18 protein-coding genes are annotated in these 20,364 nt (G+C 59.1%); 7 read left to right on the top strand and 11 right to left on the bottom strand.

The features are described from left to right. Nucleotides 1-7: 7 nt before the first annotated feature. The 8 genes from ASD32_RS16605 to ASD32_RS16570 form a co-directional block, all read right to left on the bottom strand. On the bottom strand, nucleotides 8-1,084 hold the full coding sequence (locus tag ASD32_RS16605) for an ABC transporter ATP-binding protein (protein WP_060639159.1): 1,077 nt from the start codon (nucleotides 1,082-1,084) through the stop codon (nucleotides 8-10). Further along, entirely contained in the window at nucleotides 1,077-2,795 is a 1,719-nt protein-coding gene (locus ASD32_RS16600; protein WP_060639158.1) for an iron ABC transporter permease, read from the bottom strand. Before ASD32_RS16600 ends, ASD32_RS16605 begins: the two co-directional genes overlap by 8 nt. 59 nt (nucleotides 2,796-2,854) lie before the next feature. Further along, on the bottom strand, nucleotides 2,855-3,952 hold the full coding sequence (locus ASD32_RS16595; RefSeq protein ID WP_060639157.1) for an extracellular solute-binding protein: 1,098 nt from the start codon (nucleotides 3,950-3,952) through the stop codon (nucleotides 2,855-2,857). A gap of 2 nt (nucleotides 3,953-3,954) precedes the next feature. Further along, nucleotides 3,955-4,815 (bottom strand): helix-turn-helix domain-containing protein, encoded by an 861-nt coding sequence (locus ASD32_RS16590; RefSeq protein ID WP_244490198.1) that lies wholly within the window; start codon nucleotides 4,813-4,815, stop codon nucleotides 3,955-3,957. Between the two features lie 691 nt (nucleotides 4,816-5,506). Next, nucleotides 5,507-7,798, bottom strand: a complete 2,292-nt coding sequence (locus tag ASD32_RS16585) for a xanthine dehydrogenase family protein molybdopterin-binding subunit (protein ID WP_244490197.1) — start codon at nucleotides 7,796-7,798, stop codon at nucleotides 5,507-5,509. Between the two features lie 50 nt (nucleotides 7,799-7,848). Continuing rightward, on the bottom strand, nucleotides 7,849-8,835 hold the full coding sequence (locus ASD32_RS16580; protein ID WP_060639154.1) for a xanthine dehydrogenase family protein subunit M: 987 nt from the start codon (nucleotides 8,833-8,835) through the stop codon (nucleotides 7,849-7,851). Then, on the bottom strand, nucleotides 8,832-9,338 hold the full coding sequence (locus ASD32_RS16575; RefSeq protein ID WP_082546800.1) for a 2Fe-2S iron-sulfur cluster-binding protein: 507 nt from the start codon (nucleotides 9,336-9,338) through the stop codon (nucleotides 8,832-8,834). The genes ASD32_RS16580 and ASD32_RS16575 overlap by 4 nt, the downstream gene beginning before the upstream one ends. Before the next feature lie 323 nt (nucleotides 9,339-9,661). Then, on the bottom strand, nucleotides 9,662-10,585 hold the full coding sequence (locus ASD32_RS16570) for an AraC family transcriptional regulator (RefSeq protein WP_060639153.1): 924 nt from the start codon (nucleotides 10,583-10,585) through the stop codon (nucleotides 9,662-9,664). 162 nt (nucleotides 10,586-10,747) lie between these two features. On the opposite strand from ASD32_RS16570, the gene ASD32_RS16565 reads away from it, so the two are divergent. The 3 genes from ASD32_RS16565 to ASD32_RS16555 all read left to right on the top strand — a co-directional run bounded on the left by ASD32_RS16565 (nucleotide 10,748) and on the right by ASD32_RS16555 (nucleotide 13,912). Continuing rightward, a complete protein-coding gene (locus ASD32_RS16565) occupies nucleotides 10,748-12,061 on the top strand; it encodes an MFS transporter (RefSeq protein WP_060639152.1) in 1,314 nt (437 codons plus the stop codon). 156 nt (nucleotides 12,062-12,217) lie between these two features. Beyond that, complete coding sequence (locus tag ASD32_RS16560) at nucleotides 12,218-13,198, top strand: SDR family oxidoreductase (RefSeq protein WP_060639151.1); 981 nt, start codon at nucleotides 12,218-12,220, stop codon at nucleotides 13,196-13,198. Between the two features lie 111 nt (nucleotides 13,199-13,309). Continuing rightward, nucleotides 13,310-13,912 (top strand): rRNA adenine N-6-methyltransferase family protein, encoded by a 603-nt coding sequence (locus ASD32_RS16555; RefSeq protein WP_060639150.1) that lies wholly within the window; start codon nucleotides 13,310-13,312, stop codon nucleotides 13,910-13,912. Nucleotides 13,913-13,933: 21 nt separating this feature from the next. Here ASD32_RS16555 and ASD32_RS16550 read toward each other — a convergent pair whose 3' ends face one another. Next, on the bottom strand, nucleotides 13,934-14,872 hold the full coding sequence (locus ASD32_RS16550; protein WP_060639149.1) for a LysR family transcriptional regulator: 939 nt from the start codon (nucleotides 14,870-14,872) through the stop codon (nucleotides 13,934-13,936). Nucleotides 14,873-14,966: 94 nt separating this feature from the next. Here ASD32_RS16550 and ASD32_RS16545 point away from each other — a divergent pair, with 94 nt between their 5' ends. Together ASD32_RS16545 and ASD32_RS16540 are read left to right on the top strand one after the other, a co-directional pair. After that, nucleotides 14,967-15,803, top strand: a complete 837-nt coding sequence (locus tag ASD32_RS16545; RefSeq protein WP_060639148.1) for an SDR family oxidoreductase — start codon at nucleotides 14,967-14,969, stop codon at nucleotides 15,801-15,803. A gap of 55 nt (nucleotides 15,804-15,858) precedes the next feature. After that, nucleotides 15,859-16,356, top strand: coding sequence for a lipocalin-like domain-containing protein (locus tag ASD32_RS16540; protein ID WP_060639548.1), 498 nt, complete (start codon nucleotides 15,859-15,861; stop codon nucleotides 16,354-16,356). Between the two features lie 94 nt (nucleotides 16,357-16,450). Here ASD32_RS16540 and ASD32_RS16535 read toward each other — a convergent pair whose 3' ends face one another. After that, on the bottom strand, nucleotides 16,451-17,356 hold the full coding sequence (locus ASD32_RS16535; RefSeq protein ID WP_060639147.1) for a LysR family transcriptional regulator: 906 nt from the start codon (nucleotides 17,354-17,356) through the stop codon (nucleotides 16,451-16,453). A 124-nt stretch (nucleotides 17,357-17,480) separates the two neighbouring features. Here ASD32_RS16535 and ASD32_RS16530 point away from each other — a divergent pair, with 124 nt between their 5' ends. Together ASD32_RS16530 and ASD32_RS16525 are read left to right on the top strand one after the other, a co-directional pair. Then, complete coding sequence (locus ASD32_RS16530; RefSeq protein ID WP_060639547.1) at nucleotides 17,481-18,473, top strand: MBL fold metallo-hydrolase; 993 nt, start codon at nucleotides 17,481-17,483, stop codon at nucleotides 18,471-18,473. A 26-nt stretch (nucleotides 18,474-18,499) separates the two neighbouring features. Further along, a complete protein-coding gene (locus tag ASD32_RS16525) occupies nucleotides 18,500-19,588 on the top strand; it encodes an aldo/keto reductase (protein ID WP_060639146.1) in 1,089 nt (362 codons plus the stop codon). A gap of 51 nt (nucleotides 19,589-19,639) precedes the next feature. Here the strand turns inward: ASD32_RS16525 and ASD32_RS16520 are convergent, their stop codons facing one another. Beyond that, complete coding sequence (locus ASD32_RS16520) at nucleotides 19,640-20,329, bottom strand: FCD domain-containing protein (RefSeq protein WP_060639145.1); 690 nt, start codon at nucleotides 20,327-20,329, stop codon at nucleotides 19,640-19,642. Between the last annotated feature and the right edge of the window lie 35 nt (nucleotides 20,330-20,364).

Raw genomic sequence — 20,364 nt, 5'->3', positions numbered from 1 at the left:
GAAGACCTCACTTCGCGCCGGGCTTGTCGGGGAAGACGGCGCAATGCTCCTTGGGAACACGCACAAGAATGCTGTCTTCCTTCAATTCCGCCGGTGTCTGGATGCGGAATTCGATTGGACCGGATCGCACCGCATATTGCCAGACGGAGCCGAGATAGGTCCGCTGCTCGATCGACACCCGCATCGTGTTCGGGCCTGTTTCACTGGCAAGCTCTATCTTTTCCGGGCGAATGGCGACGACCACTGCGCCGTTTGCGCCGGCCGGTGCGGGCGGCGTGGCGATTTCGCTGCCATCGACCAGGCGGATACGCGCTGTATCCGCTCCGCTTTCGATCATGGTGCCATCGAAGAAATTCGACGATCCGATGAAGTCGGCGACGAAGCTGTCCGCGGGACGCTCGTAAATCTCGCGAGGCGTGCCGAGCTGGCGCATACGGCCCATGCTCATCACTGCGATCCGGTCCGAAACGGCAAGCGCTTCCGCCTGATCGTGGGTGACGTAGATCGTGGTGACCTTCAGCCGCTCCTGCAGTTCGCGCAGCCAGACGCGGGCGCGTTCGCGCAGTTTGGCGTCGAGGTTGGAGAGCGGTTCGTCGAGAAGCAGAAGCGGCGGGCGATAGACGAGCGCGCGGGCCAGCGCCACGCGCTGCTGCTGGCCACCGGACAGTTCAAACGGATAGCGATCCGCATAAGGCAGCATTTCCACGAGGCCGAGCGCTTCCTTGATGCGCTCGTCACGTTCGGCCCGGCCGATCTTGCGCAGCGTCAGCGGGAAAGCGAGATTTTCCGCGACCGTCTTGTGCGGCCAGAGCGCGTAGGACTGGAAGACCAGACCGATATTGCGCTTTTCCGGCGGCACCGTGTTGTTCGGGTTGCCGTCGAACAGCACCCGGTCGCCGACACGGATCGTGCCCGATGTTGCGTGGTTGAGACCGGCAACTGCAAACAGCGACGTCGACTTGCCGCAACCCGATGGCCCGAGCAGCGTCAGGAACTCGCCCGACGCGACGTGGATGTTGAGATTATCGACGGCCGTGACGGCGCCGTACTTGATGGTGAGGTTTTGTAGGACGAGATCAGCCATAGATTTTGGCTCCCATGACGCGGCGTGCGATGAGAACGAACGCGGCGGTAATGACGACTTGGATGGTTGCAAGGGCGGACACCGGGCCGTTGTCGCCCTGGGCGACAAGCTGCAGCATGGTGGTGCCGATGATTTCGGACCCCGGCTGATAGAGGAAGGCTGCCGTCACGTATTCCTTGAAAAAGTGAATGAACAGCAGCGCGTAACAGCTGAAGAGCGCAGGCTTGAGGATGGGCACGATGATGCGGGTCACCGTCGTCCACCAGTCGGCCCCGGAAATGCGCGCACCGCGGTCGAGTTCCTCGCCGACCTGGGCGAGAGCCGGCGCGATGGCGCCGAAGCCGACCGGGATGTAGCGGATCATGAAGGCGAGGATCAGCACCGCGATCGTCCCACGGATGACGTCTGCTCCAGGCAGCCAGATAACGGCATAAAAGAAGCCGAGACCTGCGATGATGCCGGGCAAAGCGCGCGGGAAGAGTGCGATATATTCCAGAGCGCGGTTGTGCTTGAAATCCGAACGACGTGCGACGAGCGCGATGACGAGGATGAAAAACGTGCCGATCGCAGCGCCGATTGTCGCAACCATGACTGAGTTGACGATGGAGCGCACATAGTTCGCCGATCCGAGCACATGCTCGAAATTGGCGGTCGTCAGCACTTTCCAGAAGGGAATGAGCGGCGTCAGGAAACTGACCGCCGAGCGCATGAAGATGCCGCCGAAGATCGAGATGATCGTCAGGAAGGCAAAGGCGAAGACGAAGAGAAAGGCCGGCCAGCGCCAGGCGCCGAGATCGAGCGTTGAGGGACGGCTGGCCTTGCCGCGCACGGTGACGAAACGGCCGGCCCCCTTCATCAGGAACCCCTGCAACCAGACCAGGAACGCAACCACGATCAAAAGGATCACGGCGGCGGCACCGACGATACCGTATTCCGGGCGCACGGCGGCATTGATGCCTGCATTGTAGAGAAAGGTCGTGACCGTCTGAATGCCGGACGGGCCGCCGAACAGAAGCGGAATTGCTAGCATCTCGATGCCGACGACGAAATTGAGGACGGCCGAATAGATGATCGCGGGACGGATCATCGGAATGGTGACCGAGAACAACGCCCGGAAGGGGCCGGCACCGGTGGAACGGGCGGCATCCTCCAGCAACGGATCGGCCTTGGTTACGGCGGCGAGGCACATGAGATAGGTGAGCGGCGCCTGGCTGAGGCCGGCGACGATGCCCATTCCAGTAACGGTGTAAAGGTTCCAGGGCGCGCCGCCGAGATAGGTTTTGGCCGCCAGCGTCATAAAGCCGGATGGGCCGTACATGGTGAACCAGCCGAAGGCGATGACGAGATTCGAGACGAAGAGCGGCCAGATGAAGATTTCGCCGAGCCACTTGCGGCCCGGAAGATTGGTGCGCCCGACGAGAACCGCCATGACCGCCCCAAACACCTGGGCGATAAGCATCGTCAGCGCCCCGAAATACAACGTGTTGACGAAGACGCCGGCCATGCCCGGTTCGCTGAACAGGCGGGTGAAATTGCCAAGCGTCATGACTGCGGTATCGTCGTAGAGCGGCTTGTCGAGGAAGGCCTGGAAGACAATCGGAGTGATCGGACCGAATACGAGGATCGTCGTCAGCGCCGCAACGCCCCAGTAGATCGCACGCGATCGGTCCATCCCCCGTCCGGCCGTGCCGGGGTGGCTGATATCCGTCATCGAATTTTCCTGTCAGGGTTGGTAGAAGGGCCGACGGGAAGCCGGCCCCTTGGCTCGGCTTACTTGCCGGCGATTGCCGCGTTCCACTTCTCGACGAAGGGACCCGCTTCGGTGATCAGGCGCTGGTCGAAACCGGCAGTGATGATGTTGTCCTTTCCGACGATTTCGCTGATCTTCTGGAAAGTATAACGAACCTGGTCTTCCGGCACGTCTTCACGATAAGGCACGAGACCACCCTTGCCGACCAGCGTCTGGCCTTCCTGGCTGAGCGCATAGTCAATGAACAGCTTGGCCGAGTTCGGGTTGGCTGCGCCCTTCGGAATGCCCATGCCGCGCAACATCATGATGGTGCCGTCATCGGGGAAGGCGAAACCGAGGATTTCGCCGCCTGGCTGCTCCAGACGCGGGAAGATGGTGATGCCGGAAACGGCAATGCCCATCAGGTATTCACCGGTGGCGATCTTTTCGTTCATTGGACCGCCGGACGTTTCGCCACGGATCATGGGACCGATCTTGCGAAGGTCGCTCCAGCCTTGCTCGCCCTTCTTGTCCATGTAGCTCCACCAGGCGCTGAGACCGAAGCTGTTGCGCGCGGCATCATAGGTCGTAATTTTGCCCGTGAAAGTGTCAGGGTCTGCCGTCGCAGCAGCAACCAGCGAGGCAAAGCCCTTCGGCCGCTGCGTATCCGGGAGAAGCGCCGCATTATAGGTGATGACCAGCGGGTCTGTCGAAAGGACGTTGACGCCAGGATAAGGATAGGCGAATTCCGGCAGCTGTGCGATCTCCGGGCTCTTGTAATCCTCCATCAAGCCATCTTTGCCATAGGCGGCCCAGCGGTCGTTTGCACCTGAGACAAGCACATCGGCAGTGCGGGATTTCGATCCCTTTTCGGCCTCCCAGCGCGAATGAACGGTGCCCGAACCCAGGTCGATGGTCTCGACCTTCACCCAGGGGTATTTGGCGCTGAACCCCTTGAGGATCGGCTGCCAGTTGTTGTCGGCCATATTGGAATAGATCATCAGGCCGGATTCGGCGCGAGACCCTTCGATGATCTTGGAATAGTCGGCGGGATAGCCTGCCGGCACCTCTTGCGCCTGAGCGAAACCGGCAATGCCAGCAAACAGCCCGGCCATGACCGAAAGCGTTGTTAATTTCATTGTTACCTCCCTTTGGATAAGCGACGACCACGCCGCGCCAGCTCCTCGCTGACGGCGACTGCGGCTTCCCGGACCACTTGACTGATGCGGTCGGAATTCGAGACGAACCGCGCCTGCGGACCGGATATGTTGAATGCGGCGACAACTTTGCCGTCAGCGCCGATAATCGGAGCGGCCGCACCCGCCGCACCTTCGACAATCCCCATGGGATTGAGATAAAACCCCGAACTCAAGGCACTTGCGATGGCTTCCTGAAGCTTGGAATGTTCCTGCTCGGTGAGCGATGCCAACACCGCGTAGCGATCGATTTCCGCCTTGCTTGCGCGCGATAGCAAAACGATGCCGCTCGCGACCTTGTGCGCCGGGCGCGTTGGAACGATATCCCGGTCGTACAATATTTCGCGCTTCGGCAAGACTTTGTTGAGGTAGCGGATCGACTGGTCTTCGAGAACGGCGATGAAGCCGCTTTCTCCGGTCTGCTGCACAGCCTCGAGAAGATAAGGCGATACCAGTGCAATAAGCGCGCCGTAGTTTCGGCCGTCCGCCGAAATCTCGCCTGGCAGACGGCGCAACTCGTATTCGCCATTGTCCAGACGCTGGATATAGCCGCGCTCTGTCAGAGACTGAAGCATCTGAAGCGCGCTTGACTTGGGCATCACCAATGCCGCCGCGATCTCAGACAGCCCGGCAGGCGCAGTCGTGGCTGCGAACCATTCGATCATATCAAGAACGCGCTCCACACCACGGCCACTCAACAGAACTTCTCCCGTTTTGTTCACTATAATGAATGAGTTCGTAATAATGAACATGAGGTCCGTTGTCAACCCATGTGGCCAATGTCGAATTTCGCAAAGTTCATTCATGCCGCTCAATGGACCATCCTTCGCAAGGTCAAGAACGGTCCGGCAAGCGATGATCCCTATGGGTTTCTGACCACCGATTCGAACACCTTGCGTGGTCAAGCATCCATGAAAAGGCGATACTTGTTCTGCTGCTAGCACTGGAAGAAGGGACATCTGGATGCGGGGGCCCAAGGATCAAGTAAAAGCCCTACCTCGTCCCCCGCCAGACGAAGCGCTGAAGGGCACTCCGATTTCGGCGCATTGCGGAGGCCGCCGCGATGTGCAGCGGGCGGCAATGGCGTCGGTCCTGTTTGCCTTTGAAGCTTCGGTTCGACGCCATATTATGGAAAATGCCCGCTTCCGCGGCCTCAAAGGCGCTATCGCCAAGCGGGACAGCGCCTACAGTTACGGCCGACATCTTGCGAGCCTGAGATCCGCCGATTTCAATGTCAGGAGATGATCCCAAGACAGGGGATCGAGTGATGGGCTATCGGTCGGGACGCCCGCATCGCAACGGTTGGTCACTCGTCTTGTTTGGAGACGCCAGACCCGGTTTAATCTTTGGTTTGAGGCGGCCAATTAATGACCGGCTTTCTCCAGCTTACCATAGGGACTTAGTCCGTCTGAACGGCGCCAATTACGAAACTTGGAGCAAGTCGTGTTGTATACCGTCGATGTCGACCCATTGCCCGACGCGCGCGATCGTCTGGTGTCACAGCAGCTTATCGAGCGTGATCGGCAGGTCGCGGATGCGCTTGCCTGTCGCGTTGTAGATCGCATTCGCCACGGCGGCAGCGACGCCGGTAATGCCGATCTCGCCGACGCCGTGCGCTCCCATCGGCGTGTGGGGATCGGCGATGTCGGTCCAGATTATATCGATTTCGGGGACGTCCATGTGCACCGGCACGTGATACTCGGCCAGGCTAGGGTTCATGATCCGGCCATTGCGCTCATCGAACTGCGTCTCCTCCATCAGCGCCAGCCCTAGCCCCATGATGATGCCACCACGGAACTGGCTGCGCGCAGTCTTTGGGTTAAGGATCCGGCCGCAATCATAGGATCCCAGGATGCGGCTGACGCGCGTCTCTGCGGTAACCGTATTGACGCGGACCTCGCAAAAGACCGCGCCATGTGAATGCATCGACCAGTGCATCGATTCCAGTGGCTGCGACGCCTTTTCCTCAACAGTGATGCTGTCGCACTGCGCGCGGTCGAGGATCGAGGCATAGCCTTCCCTGCGTGTGGGATCGTCCAGCTTGGCCAGGCCTCCATCCTCACTGCCAACCTCTTCGAGTGCCAAACCCGCAAGCGGCGAATCGTTGCCTGCAAGCTTCAACAATTTGGCGACCAAGGCGTTATGCGCCGCAATCATCGCACCTCCGATCGCTGCGGTCTGTTGCGATCCACCCGCCAGAATGGCGCCGGGAATATTTGAATCGCCGTAGCGGACCTCGATCGCGTCCATCGGCAGGCCAAGACGCTCTGCCGCAACCATGGCCGTGGTGGTGGACGTTCCCATTCCCATTTCGTGCGCTGCGACCTCAATGATCGCGCCAACACCATCCGGTCCGTCCCGGTGAAGTGTGATCCGTGCAGCAGCCCCTGGCATGCGGTTATATGGATAGGTCGCTGTCGCGCAGCCCATGCCGACCATCCACTCTCCGTCGCGCCGGGTGGCGGGCGTCTTGCTCCGCTGGTCCCACCCGAAAAGCTCAGCGCCTGACCGCCATGCCTCGACGATATGGCGCGCGGAAAAAGGCAAGCCCGAGGTCGGGTCTTTCTCGGGTTCGTTGTGGATGCGTAGTTCGACCGGATCGATCTGCAACGCGGCTGCCAACTCGTCGATTGCCGATTCCAGCGCAAATGTCCCGACGGATTCGCCCGGCGCGCGCATGAAGGTGTTGGCGAGCATGTTCATCGTGACGGTCTCGACCGACAGCTTGAAACTATCCGCCGCATAGCCCGAGCGCGTTCCCATGATGAAAGCCTCGGGCATGTTGTTGTGCGGGCTTACAGCTGAAATACCGGTGTGGATCATCGCCTGGAAATGACCGTCTGCGGTCGCTCCGATCGCAACACGCTGTTCGGTTAGCGTGCGGCCACCGACACCGCGATATACTCCCTCACGCGTCAGCGCAATGCGAACCGGGCGTCCCGAAACCTTTGCTGCGGCAGCACCGAGGATCTGATGGTCCCACAGGCATTTACCGCCAAAACCGCCACCGACAAAGGGGGACGTCACGCGAACTTGCTCCGGCTTGAGATCGAATACGCCTGCAATTGTTGCGGCCTCCATTGTGACGAGCTGGCTGGCATCGTGAATGACCAGTTCGCCGTCAACCCATGCTATGCTCGCGCCGTGCAACTCGATCGCATTGTGATTGTGCCTCGGTGTTGTGTAGATGTGATCGACCTTGTGTGCGGCCGCCGCCAACACCGCCTCTGCATCGCCAATTTCGGTCAGCAATGGCTCGCCCATGAACAGCGCTGGTTGTGCGCCTGCGGCTTTGGCTTTTGCAAGCGAGGTGGTCGATGGTTCAATAGCATAAGTCGCGACGATCAAGGATTTGGCGTGATCCGCGTGCTCCTGAGTTTCAGCAAGCACAACCGCGATGGGCTGCCCGTTCCAATGGATACGATCATCCTGCATGATCGGTAAATCGGCGGGGCCGGCCGCGCTCGGCGACGTTCCAAAAACTGCGGGCGCGTTCATTCTTGGCGCGTTTTTGTGCGTCATCACGGCCACGACACCGGTCGCCGCCTCCGCGGCAGATGTGTCGAGCGTCGCAATCCGTCCGCGCGGGATCGTTGCATAGGCAAGTGCAGCATAGGCCATGTTCTCAAGCGGAAACTCGGCGGCGAACGTCGCTGCGCCCTTCACCTTCAACATGCCGTCGAGACGCGAGACCGGCTTGCCGATTAACCCATGCTGGCGGCGTATCAAAGGATCGGGAACGCCGCCCGGAATCCAGCTGTCGGGCGCCAGTGGCACCAGTTTTGCCATCGCTCCCTGCACCGCGGCCTGGGCCGCGCCCTTGACGGTATCGACGATGCTCATGCTGTTGCTCCTGTAAGATCGCCGAGGACGGCCACGAGGGTGCGGTTGACAAGTTCGATCTTGAAGCCGTTATCGCGGAGTGGCTTGGCATCGCTCAGTTCGGCACTCGCCGCATCCTGAAGAATTTTTTCCGTCAGAGGACGGCCAAGCAACACTGCTTCAGCCTTTGACGCGCGCCACGGCTTGTGTGCGACGCCACCCAGCGCGATGCGCACATCTTTGATGTGGCCATCCTCCACTTCAAGCACGGCAGCGACTGACACCAGCGCAAAGGCATAGCTTGCCCTGTCGCGAACCTTGCGATAGCTCGAACGAACTTCGGACGACAAAGCGGGCAATTCGACGGCGGTGATAAGTTCGCCGGGCCTGAGTACCGTATCGAATTCCGGATGATCGCCCGGCAGCCTGTGCAATTCGGCAAAGGGGAGTGTCCGTACGCCGTCCGTACTTTGGAGATGGACGGTCGCATCCAGCGCTGTGAGCGCAACACACATATCAGATGGGTGTGTCGCAACGCATGCGGAGGACGCGCCGAAAATCGCATGAATTCGGTTGAACCCCTCAATTGCATCGCACCCCGAACCCGGCGTCCGTTTGTTGCAGCTCGAACCGTCGGTGTCGTAGAAGTAAGTGCATCGAGTCCGCTGGAGCAGGTTGCCGCCAACCGTCGCCATATTCCTGATCTGCGCCGAAGCGCCCGCCAGAATTGCGCGTGAGAGCACCGGGTAACGGCTTCGCACCATGTCATGCTCGGCTAATGCGGTGTTACGAACCGCGCTGCCGATCATCAGGCCTCCGCTTTCTGTTTCCTCGATCGCCGCTGAGAGGCTCGTTACGTCAATGAGGTTGTCGGGACGCGCTATCGTCTCGCGCATCAAATCGACTAGATTGGTACCGCCCCCAAGGTAAGCAGTTGTACTTCCCTGCCCCAGCCGCACCGCTTCCGCAGCGTCAGCCGCACGCACATATTCGAACGGGTTCATGCCACCATCTCCGCAGCGACCGTATCGCGGATCGCATCGATGATCCCATTATGCGCGCCGCAGCGACAGAGGTTGCCACTCATGCGCTCCTGCAGTTCCTCACGCGTCAGAACCACGTCGGCGCGCAGATCGGCGCTGACATGACTTGGAACGCCGCGCTTTGCCTCTGCGGCCATCCCGATTGCCGAACAGATCTGGCCAGGCGTACAATAGCCGCATTGGAAGCCGTCATGGTCGATAAAGGCCTGTTGCAACGGATGCAGGCCATCAGGCGCCGCAAGTCCTTCCACCGTCGTGACCGCGCGCCCGTCATATTGGATGGCCAGCGCCAGGCAGGACAAAATCCGTTCCCCCTCAACCAGCACCGTACAGGCCCCGCATGCGCCTTGGTTACAACCCTTTTTGGTGCCGGTGAGGTGCAGTTCCTCACGCAGAAAATCCAGAAGCGATATGCGTGCATCGCGCGGTAGTTCGGCCGGCGACCCGTTAATCATTATCGACATGTGATGGCCTCGTGATTGCACAGCGTATTTTTATCAGTCCGACACAGCGAAACACGCAGCTTCAATGATGGTTCCGCGAAACATCAACCGTGTAAGAAAATGCAATACCTGATCCCGCTTGCCAGCGCCTCCATCACAAATGCTTGGTGCATTCGCTCATTTTCGCGCGGAGATACTGAGGTTGTTTGTAGAGATGGGATCGTCGCGTTTGTCGTTCCTCGTTGAGCGGCTAGTTTCGTGCTAGCCGATCGTCAGAGGACAACTTGGTGTTGGGTCTCAGGATTTGCACTCTCGAAATCGGTTGCCACGTCGCGTCCTGCAGCTCAGGCGGTTCGAACCGTGCGGCTGGCATATTCATTGTAGAGCCGCTGCTGGTTTAGAACATCCTGTTTCGGCGCGATCCCGAACTCACGTGAGTATTCCCGGCTGAATTGTGAAGGACTTTCGTATCCCACTTTGTAGGCAGCATCGGCCACATTGGCGGCCTCGGCCACCATGAGGCGCCTTGCCTCCAGGAGCCGGAGTTGTTTCTGGAACTGCAGAGGTGTCATCGAGGTCAACGCTTTGAAGTGCTGATGAAATGACGACGGGCTCATGCGCGCCACATCTGCCAGCTGCTCGACACGCAATGTCTGCGCAAAGTTGACATGCAGCGTCGCGATTGCCTTGACGACCCGCTCGATGTTCGATTCGGGCAATGCCAGTTTGCAGAGTTCCCCGCCATGTGGACCGCTGAGCAACCAATAGCAAATTTCGCGCATGACTGAGGGCGCCAGTATCGGAATTGCTTTCGGCGTTTCTGTCATCCTGACAAGACGCAGGATGCAATCCGCAAGTGGTTGATCCACTTTTCCCACGAACGCGCAAGGGCCGGAAGTAGTGGCTGGAGAAGGCGGGGTGTCGAGCTGTTCCAGAACCTGCCGCATCGTGACGACGTCGAAATCAATCAGGACGCCCACATACGGATACTCGGGACTGGCCTCCACGATGCGTCCTGCCGCTGGAAGCCCAATGCTGACAACGAGGCATTCCATTGCGCGGTAGTCAAGCCGGTCGCCACCGAACCGGATTTCCTTCGCGCCTTGAAGAACGACACAAAGTGAAGGACGATAGAGCGCACGCATCGGCATCATCGCCTGGTACGAACGCACGATGCTGAACCCATCAATGGCGGTCGGAAACAAACCCTGTCCACCACCCTGACTCTCGATATACGTCGTTACAGCGTTGAGTATCGGTGATGCCAAGCGCGATTCCGGTTGTTTTTGTGGCCATGGCAACACGCGGCCGTCACCCGCGACGGTATCGCCTTCTGTAGGAATAGGCAAGTTTCTTGAGGGTTCGGGCATTCTGGTCATGGGACACTCCATCTAGCTTAAGGGTGCAACCAAGCGAGGAGTGACCCCAAGATGACAGAAATTGTCGCCCGGTCAATAGACCCTTCAGAGATACGACCCCTACCCGCTGCCGCCAGCCGGGACTACGCAAAAGGCCTGCGAATGGCTGCCATATGCATCATACTTTTGCTCATCAACGTGTTCTCGCAGATCGATCGAATACTTCCATTCATCCTGGCGGAAAAAATCAAAGCAGACCTATCGTTGAGCGACACGCAGATGGGCCTGCTCACCGGCCTTGCATTTGCCGTGTGTTACGCACTCCTATCATTGCCACTTGCCCGTGCGGCGGATCGGGGATCACCGCGGCTGGTGCTGGTGTCCTGCGTTTTGATCTGGAGCGTCATGACGACACTCGGCGGTTTTGCCGCGAGTTTCATGTTCCTGGCCCTCACACGCTTCGGTGTCGCATTCGGAGAGGCAGGCGCAGTACCGGCGGGTCATGCTCTCATCGTCCGCAAAATTGGGCCGGAGCGGCGCGGTCTTGCCATCGGTCTTTTCGCAATGGGCATCCCCCTGGGCACGATGGTGGGATTTGCGGCCGGCGGCGCGATTGCAGATGTATTCGGCTGGCGCATCGTTTTGATGGGCGCGGGAGCGATCGGCGTCTTGATCGGGTTGTTGACCATTCTTGTCACCGGCCCTACTCCCCCGCTTCCCCTGACAGCCGGTCGCAACGAACCCTTTCTGCGAACCAGCCTTGATCTGCTATCGTCTCCGCCGTTCCGCTGGCTGTTCACAGGTGCCGTTTTCCTGGGCTTCGCAGGAGCGCCCTTTTATGCCTTTTCCATTCCGTTTTTGATCCGCACATATGGCTTCACCGCAACCGAGGTCGGCATTTCCTTCGGCATGTTGCAAGGGCTGATGGGGATTATCGGGACACTGGGCGGTGGACGCTGGTTTGACTACGCTGTTCGCTCCGGCACCGGCAAGGTGCTCGGCCCCCCGGCCATTCTTTTCCTGGTCGCCAGCGTAACGACGACGGCAGCACTGTTTGCACCAACCGGATGGATGTCCATCGCGCTCTTCGTCCCCGGAATGCTGTCGTTTTCGTTCATGTTGCCTTGGGGCTTCGGGGCTGCGCATCTGATTGCTGGTCCGGGACGTCAGGCACAAGCGACCAGCCTCGTGATGATCGGAACCGGTCTCGCCGGCCCGGCACTCGGCCCCCTCATCGTTGGCATCGTCAGTGATGCAGCTACAGCAGCCAACATTCCAAACGGCCTCGGACTTGGCCTGTTGATCGTGCCCTTGGCGAGCGTTCTGACCGGCATCGTCTACCTGATCACAAATCAACGCATCGCGGCTTTCCTCCGCCATCGCTGACCGCGCCCAACTGCGTCAAACGATGACATCGCCCCATTCCCGATCTGAGAAGGTCGCCTTCACCCCATGGCGACTCCGGAGTGCGCTGAAAATGCCCCGCAAATTGGCATCTTCGGCGGACCTGCAAATCTTGCTTCTCTCCCGAAAGGAAAGACAATGACCAAATTCTGGACACTTGAGGATATGCCGTCCCAGAAGGGCCGAACGATTGTGGTCACCGGCACAGGTGGCTTAGGTTTCGAAGATGCCGTAGCCCTGGCCCGGGCGGGCGGTGACGTCATCATCGCCGGCCGCAATCCTGCCAAAGGCGCCGAGGCGATGCGACGGATCAGGCAGGATGTGCCGAACGCTTCCGTTACTTTCGAGGCAATCGACCTTGGCGACCTTGGGTCGATTGCGGCTTTCAGCCAGCGGTTAAAGGGTGAACGAGATCATATAGATGTTCTCATCAACAATGCCGGTGTAATGATGCCTCCAACCCGCAAGACAACCGTCGACGGCTTTGAATTGCAGTTCGGCACCAACTATCTCGGCCATTTTGCGCTCACCGCGCAGCTTCTTCCACTGCTGATGCGCGGCGAAACGCCCAGGCTAGTGACTCTGTCGAGCGTGGCCGTGCGCGGCGGCAATGCCGCAATCAACTTCAGCGATTTGCAAGCGGAGCATGACTACAAGCCCATGCCCGTTTATAGCCAGTCGAAACTGGCATGTTTGATGTTCGCGCTCGAGCTTCAGCGTCGCAGCAAGTCGGCCGGCTGGGGCATCACGAGCATCGCAGCACACCCCGGCATCTCACGCACCGACCTGCTTCACAACGGGCCGGGACGGGTGAGCGCCCAAGGCCGCATCAGATCGTTGCTGTGGTTCCTGTTTCAGCCGGCGGCGCAAGGCGCACTGCCCACCCTTTTCGCAGCCACGTCAACTGCGGCACGCTGTGGCGCCTATTACGGCCCCCATAAATTCGGCGAGACGAGAGGATATCCCGCGATATCGCAAATCCCCGCCCAAGCATTGGAAACGCATGTCGCGCACCGTCTGTGGCAGGCGTCCGAACAATTGACCGGCGTTGCCTTCGACAGACAGGTTCCGCCCCCGGCGGTCGCTCATCTCGGTGCGGCAACAAGCGGGGATCTCTGACATGGATCCTCTTGGCACCCTCGTAGAATGGATTGGGCTCTATGGCCTATTTGGTTTGATGGCGATGGGACTGGCGGAGCGTTTTATACCCGCCATCGCGAGTAACAAGTGATGACAAGCAGGATCGCCGAAGCCTCTTTGTTTTTTCGAGCCTGGCTTTCTGCGCCGTTACAGGTCGCGTCCATCACGCCGTCTGGCCGAGCGCTTTCAGCTTTAATGACAACGGAGATTTCGCAAGAAACCGGGACGGTTATTGAACTGGGGCCCGGAACCGGAGTGTTCACGACGGCTCTGCTCGGCAGGGGCGTCGCAGAAGAAAACCTTGTACTGGTCGAATACGGTTCAGACTTTGCGGTGCAGCTCGAAGTTCGGTTTCCCAAGGCCAGAACCATTCAGATGGACGCCGCGCATTTAATCACACTGGCGCTCCAACCGCACACTCCAGTGGGCGCAGTCGTGAGTGGGCTCCCGCTTCTTTCGATGCCGGCGCGAAAGGTTATTGCCATACTTGATGGTGCGTTCTCGCACCTGCGCCAGAACGGCGCCTTTTATCAGTTTACGTATGGCCCAAGATGTCCGATACCAAGACCATTACTCGACCGATTGGGCCTTAAAGCCACTTATGTGGGGCGCACACTTGCAAACGTCCCGCCTGCGGCAGTCTATCGTGTTAGCCGCCGTGCTCCAAGGCGCACCGTCCATGAGGTGACATGACCTCCCTGACGATAACGCCATTCATTCGCTACGCGTTGAATGGCGGTGTTGCTTCCTGTTGTCCTCATCTTGGAAGATGACCTTCATGGTATCGATGAACGCCCGCAATGTTGCCGGGACATGGCGGTTGCGAGGGTAATAGAGGACCAAGCCGGGGACTGGCGGACACCACTCGTCCAGGAGCGTGACAAGTTGCCCCGAGGCCAGGAACGGATGTGCAAAGCTATCCGGAACGTAGGCAATGCCTTGGCCGTCCACTGCAGCTTGAACGAGAAGGTCGTTGTCGTCCAATGTGAGCTTACCTGGAACGTCGATCGCAACCTCCGCCCCTCGTCTCGAAAACTCCCACCGATACCGCTTTCCGCTGGGCAGGCGCTGCCGGATACAGGCGTGGGCCTGGAGGTCATCCGGCGTGCCAGGGGGCACCCTGTCCTTGAGATAACGCGGCGCGGCAACTGTTATGAAACGGACGGTGCCGCCGAACGTCACGGCAACCATGTCCTGCGGCACGGCTTCGGCCAGCCGTACTCCGGCGTCAAATCCCTGATCGACGATGTCGACGAGGCGCCCTTCCGAAACGAGATCGATTTCGACTTCCGGGTGGCTATCGAGAAAATGAGGAATGACGCTGCGAAGAAGAATGCGCGCGCCGCTCTTGTTGGCGTTGATCCGCAAAATTCCGCTGGGCGTTCCGCGGCTTTCGGCGAGCGTGTCGAGCGCCGCATCCAGATCCTGAAGAACGGGGTCAAGACGCGCGAGCAACTGCGCCCCCGCCTGCGTGAGGGACACGCTGCGCGTGGTGCGATTGAAAAGCCGGATACCGAGCTTGCTCTCGAGAGCGATGATGGCATGGCTCAGAGCCGACCGCGAGATGCCGAGTGTCTCTGCGGCGATGCGAAAATTGCGATGGTTGGCCACCGCAGCGAATGACGCAAGGTCGTTTAGGGTTGGCCGAACCATTCGTGAATTCTTTGCACTTGGTCATCCTGAATTGGATGTCTTATTGCACCAATTGGTCTTCGCTACATTAAACTGAGTTCTTATGAAAGGGTTTATGACGATGAAGACCTGGCTAATCACCGGCGTGTCCTCTGGCTTAGGTCAAGAGATGACACAACAGCTCCTCGCCCGCGGCGACAGGGTCGTCGGCACGGTACGCAAAAAAGATATGCAGTTGGATCTTGAGCAACGCTACGGCGGAAACTTTTGTGCCTCGCTCCTGGATCTGGCCGACGTTGCCAGCATCCAAAAAGCGATCGACAGGGCGTTCGAGGAGATGGGACAGATTGATGTTGTCGTCAGCAACGCGGGATATGGCTTGTTCGGCGCAGCGGAAGAACTGACCAACGATCAGATCGATCAACAAATCGCGACGAACCTGACAGGCTCGATACAAATCATCCGGGCGGCGTTGCCGTGGCTTCGCCAACAGGGCGGTGGACGCATCATCCAGATTTCGTCGGAAGGGGGTCAGATCGCCTATCCCTGTTTCAGCCTCTATCATGCGATCAAATGGGGCATTGAAGGGTTTGTGGAGTCGGTCGCACAGGAAGTTGCGCCTCTCGGCATAGATTTTATCATTGTCGAACCAGGCCCGACGGGAACGAATTTCGGTGCCGGTCTCGTGCGCGCCGCCCCTATGGACATCTACGAGAACACCCCAGCGGGCGCCGTGCGGCGAGCAATCAGCGACGGCAGCTTCGTCGTGAAGGGTGACGCCGCTCGAACAGTCACGGCGATCATCTCGGCCGCCGACAGCGCCAGACCCGGCTTGCGTCTCGCGCTTGGGAGCACCGCCTACGCGTCCATTTCGACAGCACTCGCCGCACGTCTGGAGGCAATCAAAGGGCAACAGCAGATTGCACACTCCGCTGACCGGCAGGACCTTTGATGCTTGGAGATCAAGCTTGCTCGCACCCAACAACGTTATCGCAAAGGAATTCCTCATGAAACTTCGATCAGCGCTTCTCTGCGCGTTCATCGCCTTGTCTCCGGTCGCCGCCGCCGCGCAGACGGCTCAAGTCAATCAGATCGTTGGAACCTGGCGCATGATCTCGGCGCAGATCGACCCGGAGGGCGCAAATACCCCGGCTTACGGGCAGCGCCCACTCGGACTGCTCGTGTTCACACCGGACATGCATTTCGTCGAAGTGCTGACGGACGCCGATACGCCTCGCTTCACATCAAATGCCCGAGGCGGCGGTACCGATACGGAAAATCGCGATGCGATGGCGCGCAATATTGGTTTCTTCGGCACCTATACGGTCGATGAAAACGGTGCATTCAGCGGTAACCGCGTGGAGGCTTCAACGTTTCCGAACTGGGTCGGCGGAACACGGACGACACAGGAACTCACTCTGACCGTTGTCGGCGATCGCATGCATGAGAGCTTTCAACGTCCGGAAGGCACAAAGATCGTCATCGAATGGGAACGCGTCCAATAAGCCGTCAACAGCGGAAATCGTACCAGAAGAGACACCACATGACCGTACACCGTCGTTTGCTGTTCAAAATCGGTGTGCTCGCCGGGCCGGTCGGTTATGTGCCGGTGTCCCATTTATAGCCTCTGATGTAGTCCAGAAATGCGCGCATGGCCGCGCTCGGAAGACGGCGGTTGGGGTAATACAAAAACCAGCTTGGCAAGGAAGGGCTCCAGTCGATGAGGAGTTCAACCAAATGACCGCTTTCAACATAAGGTTTCGCGTAGTCGTCCAGAACGTGCGCGATGCCTTTGCCGGCCAATGCTGCCTGAAGCTCATTATGCGCCGAACTGAGTGTCAGCCGTCCGTCCGGCGTGACATCGAGCTCTTCGCTTGCATTGGTGAACCGCCATGTCACCAACGTGCCGCCAGGGAACCGTCGCCTTATGCAATCATGATTGACGAGATCGTGCGGCGTTTCGGGCCGCCCTCGCCGTTCGATGTAATCCGGAGAGGCAACGATCGCATATCTGAGCGATGGCCCTAACGGGACTGCAATCATGTCCTGGGCCAACTGCTTGCCGAACCTCACGCCAGCATCGAATCCCTGTTCGACGATGTCGATCACTGCAGCGTCGCTGATGATTTCTATTTTTACCTCGCGATATGTTTCCATGAACTCGAAGACGAGGCGACACAGAAGATGATCAACGGCAGGGGCAGGCGCGTTGATCCGCAAGGTTCCCGAAGGCGTATCCCTCAACTCATCGACCTCGGCGATGGCAAGCCTGATGTCCGTCAAGGCCGGATTAAGGCGGTCCAGCAGACGTTGCCCCGCTTCAGTTGGAAAGACACTTCTGGTGGTCCGATTGAGCAACCGAATACCAAGTGTCTCTTCCAGCGCGTTGATGGTCTGACTCAATGCCGACGAAGACACGCCACGTTCCAGCGCCGCAGCGCGGAAACCACCGCAGCGGACAATAGCGGCAAAAACATCAAAACTATCGAGACGTAACGCACTCATTGCGAAGCTCACCTTATCAAGCCGATCTATTTTACATCACTTATCAGCGCAGCGCGTGGATGTCATGGTCTTTCGAGATGTCCTGATACGCCTCGGCGTCTCATTGATTTTGAAAGGAACCATGATGAACGCGTTCACCATCAAGAGACGGGCCGTGATGCTCTCTGCCGTCGCCGGCGCCTCGAGCATGCTCTTGCCAGGCGTGAGCGGCAACGGCATTGCAAAAGCACAGACAAAATCCTCTCTTAGCGGCAATGCCGGTCACTATCGCTTTCGCGTTGGCGAAATCAGCGCAACGGTTTTGAGCGACGGTATGATTGGCGGTCCGCCACGGGTCTATGCAAGCGACGCTACAGAGGCAGAGCTACAGGAGGTTCTGCGGCGCGCATTTCTTCCAACCGACCACCTGGCACTCAACTTGAACACCCTCCTGATCGAAACAGGCGGCCGGCGCATCCTCATCGAAGCCGGGGCCGGTGGCACGATGGGTCCAAATGGTGGCCGACTTTTTGAGAACCTGGCTGCGATCGGGCTCAGCGCAGCCGATATCGACGCAATTGTCATTTCGCACACTCATCCAGACCACGTTGGTAATCTCAGGGCTGCTGACGGTGGCAGGGCTTTTCCCCGCGCCACCGTTTTCCTGCCGAAGGCCGACTGGGATTTCTTCGTCCTCACGGATCCTGACCTATCTTACATGCCGGTCCCGGAAGAATTCCGCCTGCGCTTTGCTGCAGCCATCAAGAGCAGCCTGCAGCCGGTTACAAGCGACGTTGAACTGTATGAGGCCGGCGCCGAAATCCTGCCAGGACTGACGACAATTGTCGCCTCAGGGCATACGCCCGGTATGGCGACGTTCCTCGTGCATTCGGGAAATGATCAGTTGATGCTGACCGGCGACCTTGCCTACCACCCTGTTGTCAACGTGGACAGGTCCTGGCTTCCGGGGCCCGACCGCGACAAGGAGACCGCACTTGCCTCTCGCCGGCGCATTTTCGACAGGGCGGCCGCCGATCAGATTCCGGTGCTCGGTTTCCACTATCCGTTTCCCGGCCTTGGCCGAATGCTCAAGACCGATGGCGGTTACGCCTGGGTGCCTGCCAACTGGCAGTTTTGACAGTAAGCTCACACAGGAGATCTCCCATGGACCAGTCGAAGATCAACAGACGCAAGTTCCTCGGAACGGTGAGTGCAGCAGCAACCGGCCTGGCCCTCGCCGGTCCTGCCACCGCCGTGGCGCAGACGCAGGGCGCAAATTCAGCTTTGCCAAAATCCGCCCCCAAGCCCGATATCCTGACCCGCATTTTGCCGCGCACCGGTGAAACGGTGACGGCACTTGGCCTTGGTACGTTTCTGACATTCGATCTGAGGCCCGGCGATGCTCGCGATAGCCTCCGGCAGGTTTTCGAAAGATATGTCGCGGCCGGCGGTCGCGTCGTCGACACATCGCCTCTCTATGGTTCGGCAGAAGTGAGCGTCGGCCAGTTCATGGGTGAATTTCCGGGCTCAGACGCGCTATTCCTCGCCAACAAGGTGTGGTCGACGGGAGAATATCTCGGCGATGAAAGCCATGCGCAGGAGAGCTTCCGGCAATCGCGGCTGCGCACTTGGCGGGGCATGATCGATCTCATGCAATGCCACAGCATTACCAATGCGCCGGTCGTGATCCCGCTGATGAAGGCATGGAAAAAGGAAGGATTGATCCGCCATGTCGGCGTGACGCATCATGAGACCTCCGCTCAGGATCAACTCGCGGCCATCGTGCAACGCGACGATGTCGATTTCATCCAGACGAATTACTCGATCTTCAGCCGCGACGCCGAGCGGCGCCTGCTGCCATTGGCTGCCGATAAGGGCGTCGGCGTGCTTATCAATCTGCCGCTCGAAAAGGCGCGGCTCATGAAAGTTGTTGAAGGCCAGCCTCTTCCGGGTTTTGCGCAGGAATTTGGCGCGACGAGCTGGGCGCAGTTCTTCTTGAAGTGGGTCATGGCGCATCCTGCTGTCACGAGCGTGCTGTGCGGAACATCAAACCCGGATCATATGAGCGACAACGTGCAGGCGATGACCGGTCCGCTTCCAGACGAGCGCATGCGCGCCCGTATGGTCGCGCATATGGAAACGATCGCCGGCTTCGGCTCCATTGGAACGATGCCCTGGTATCCGGGCAAGGAGAAAATGTATTCGGGCCTTATTAGAGAGGCGCAGGCAAACGCTTCAAGGCGCCTCCAATAAAGCGGCGTCAATCGCCGCACGCATCAGGGCTCCTGCCGCATGACGTTCTTTCTAGGGTTCGAGCCCGGCGCAGCGCGCCGTATTGCGGATATGCGTTTCCATTTCAGCACGCGCAGAAGTGGGATCATTGGAGCGCAGGGCCGCTATGATACGACGGTGCTCCGCGATGGACGCGCTCATGCGGGCCGGGTCGGTTATCGGGATTGGCTGGCGCTGTGTTTCCGTCAGCTGTTCGCGCACGGTTTCATAGAGCGCACGCAGCATCGTGTTGCTGCACGCCGATGCGATGATTGCGTGAAACTCCAGGTCGGCCTCGACATTGGCCAATAGATCCTGTTTCGCCCAGCACTCTTCCATCTGGCGGGTTGCATGCTCCATTTGCTCCAACTGATTGGCCATGAGCCTTCCGGCTGACAGGCTCGCGATTTGCCCCTCCAGCATGATGCGCGTTTGGAACACGTCGAATACCGAATAGCTGCCGGAATAGCGCCAGGGCGCCATATGGTTGGATTCCGAGGACGGGCCGCCTGAAACGAATGTCCCCCGTCCCGCCTCCGTTTTCAGCAAGCCAAGTGTCTCGAGTGTCAACAAGGCTTCCCGCAACGATGCCCGGCTGATGCCGAATTTCTGCGAGAAGTCCCGTTGCGAGGGAATCTTTTCGCCAATCTTCAAGCTGCCATTCTGGATCATGGTCTGGATCTCGCGGGCGACCGATTGGGGAACCAAAGTTCTGTTCAACATTCTCGTGTGATCCATTCGTACCATCGCGCTGTGCG

The organism is Rhizobium sp. Root483D2 (assembly GCF_001426685.1).
Taxonomy (GTDB): Bacteria; Pseudomonadota; Alphaproteobacteria; order Rhizobiales; family Rhizobiaceae; genus Pararhizobium; species Pararhizobium qamdonense.
Note: the sequence above shows the minus strand (reverse complement) of the source record. Positions and strands in the feature narration are given on the sequence as shown.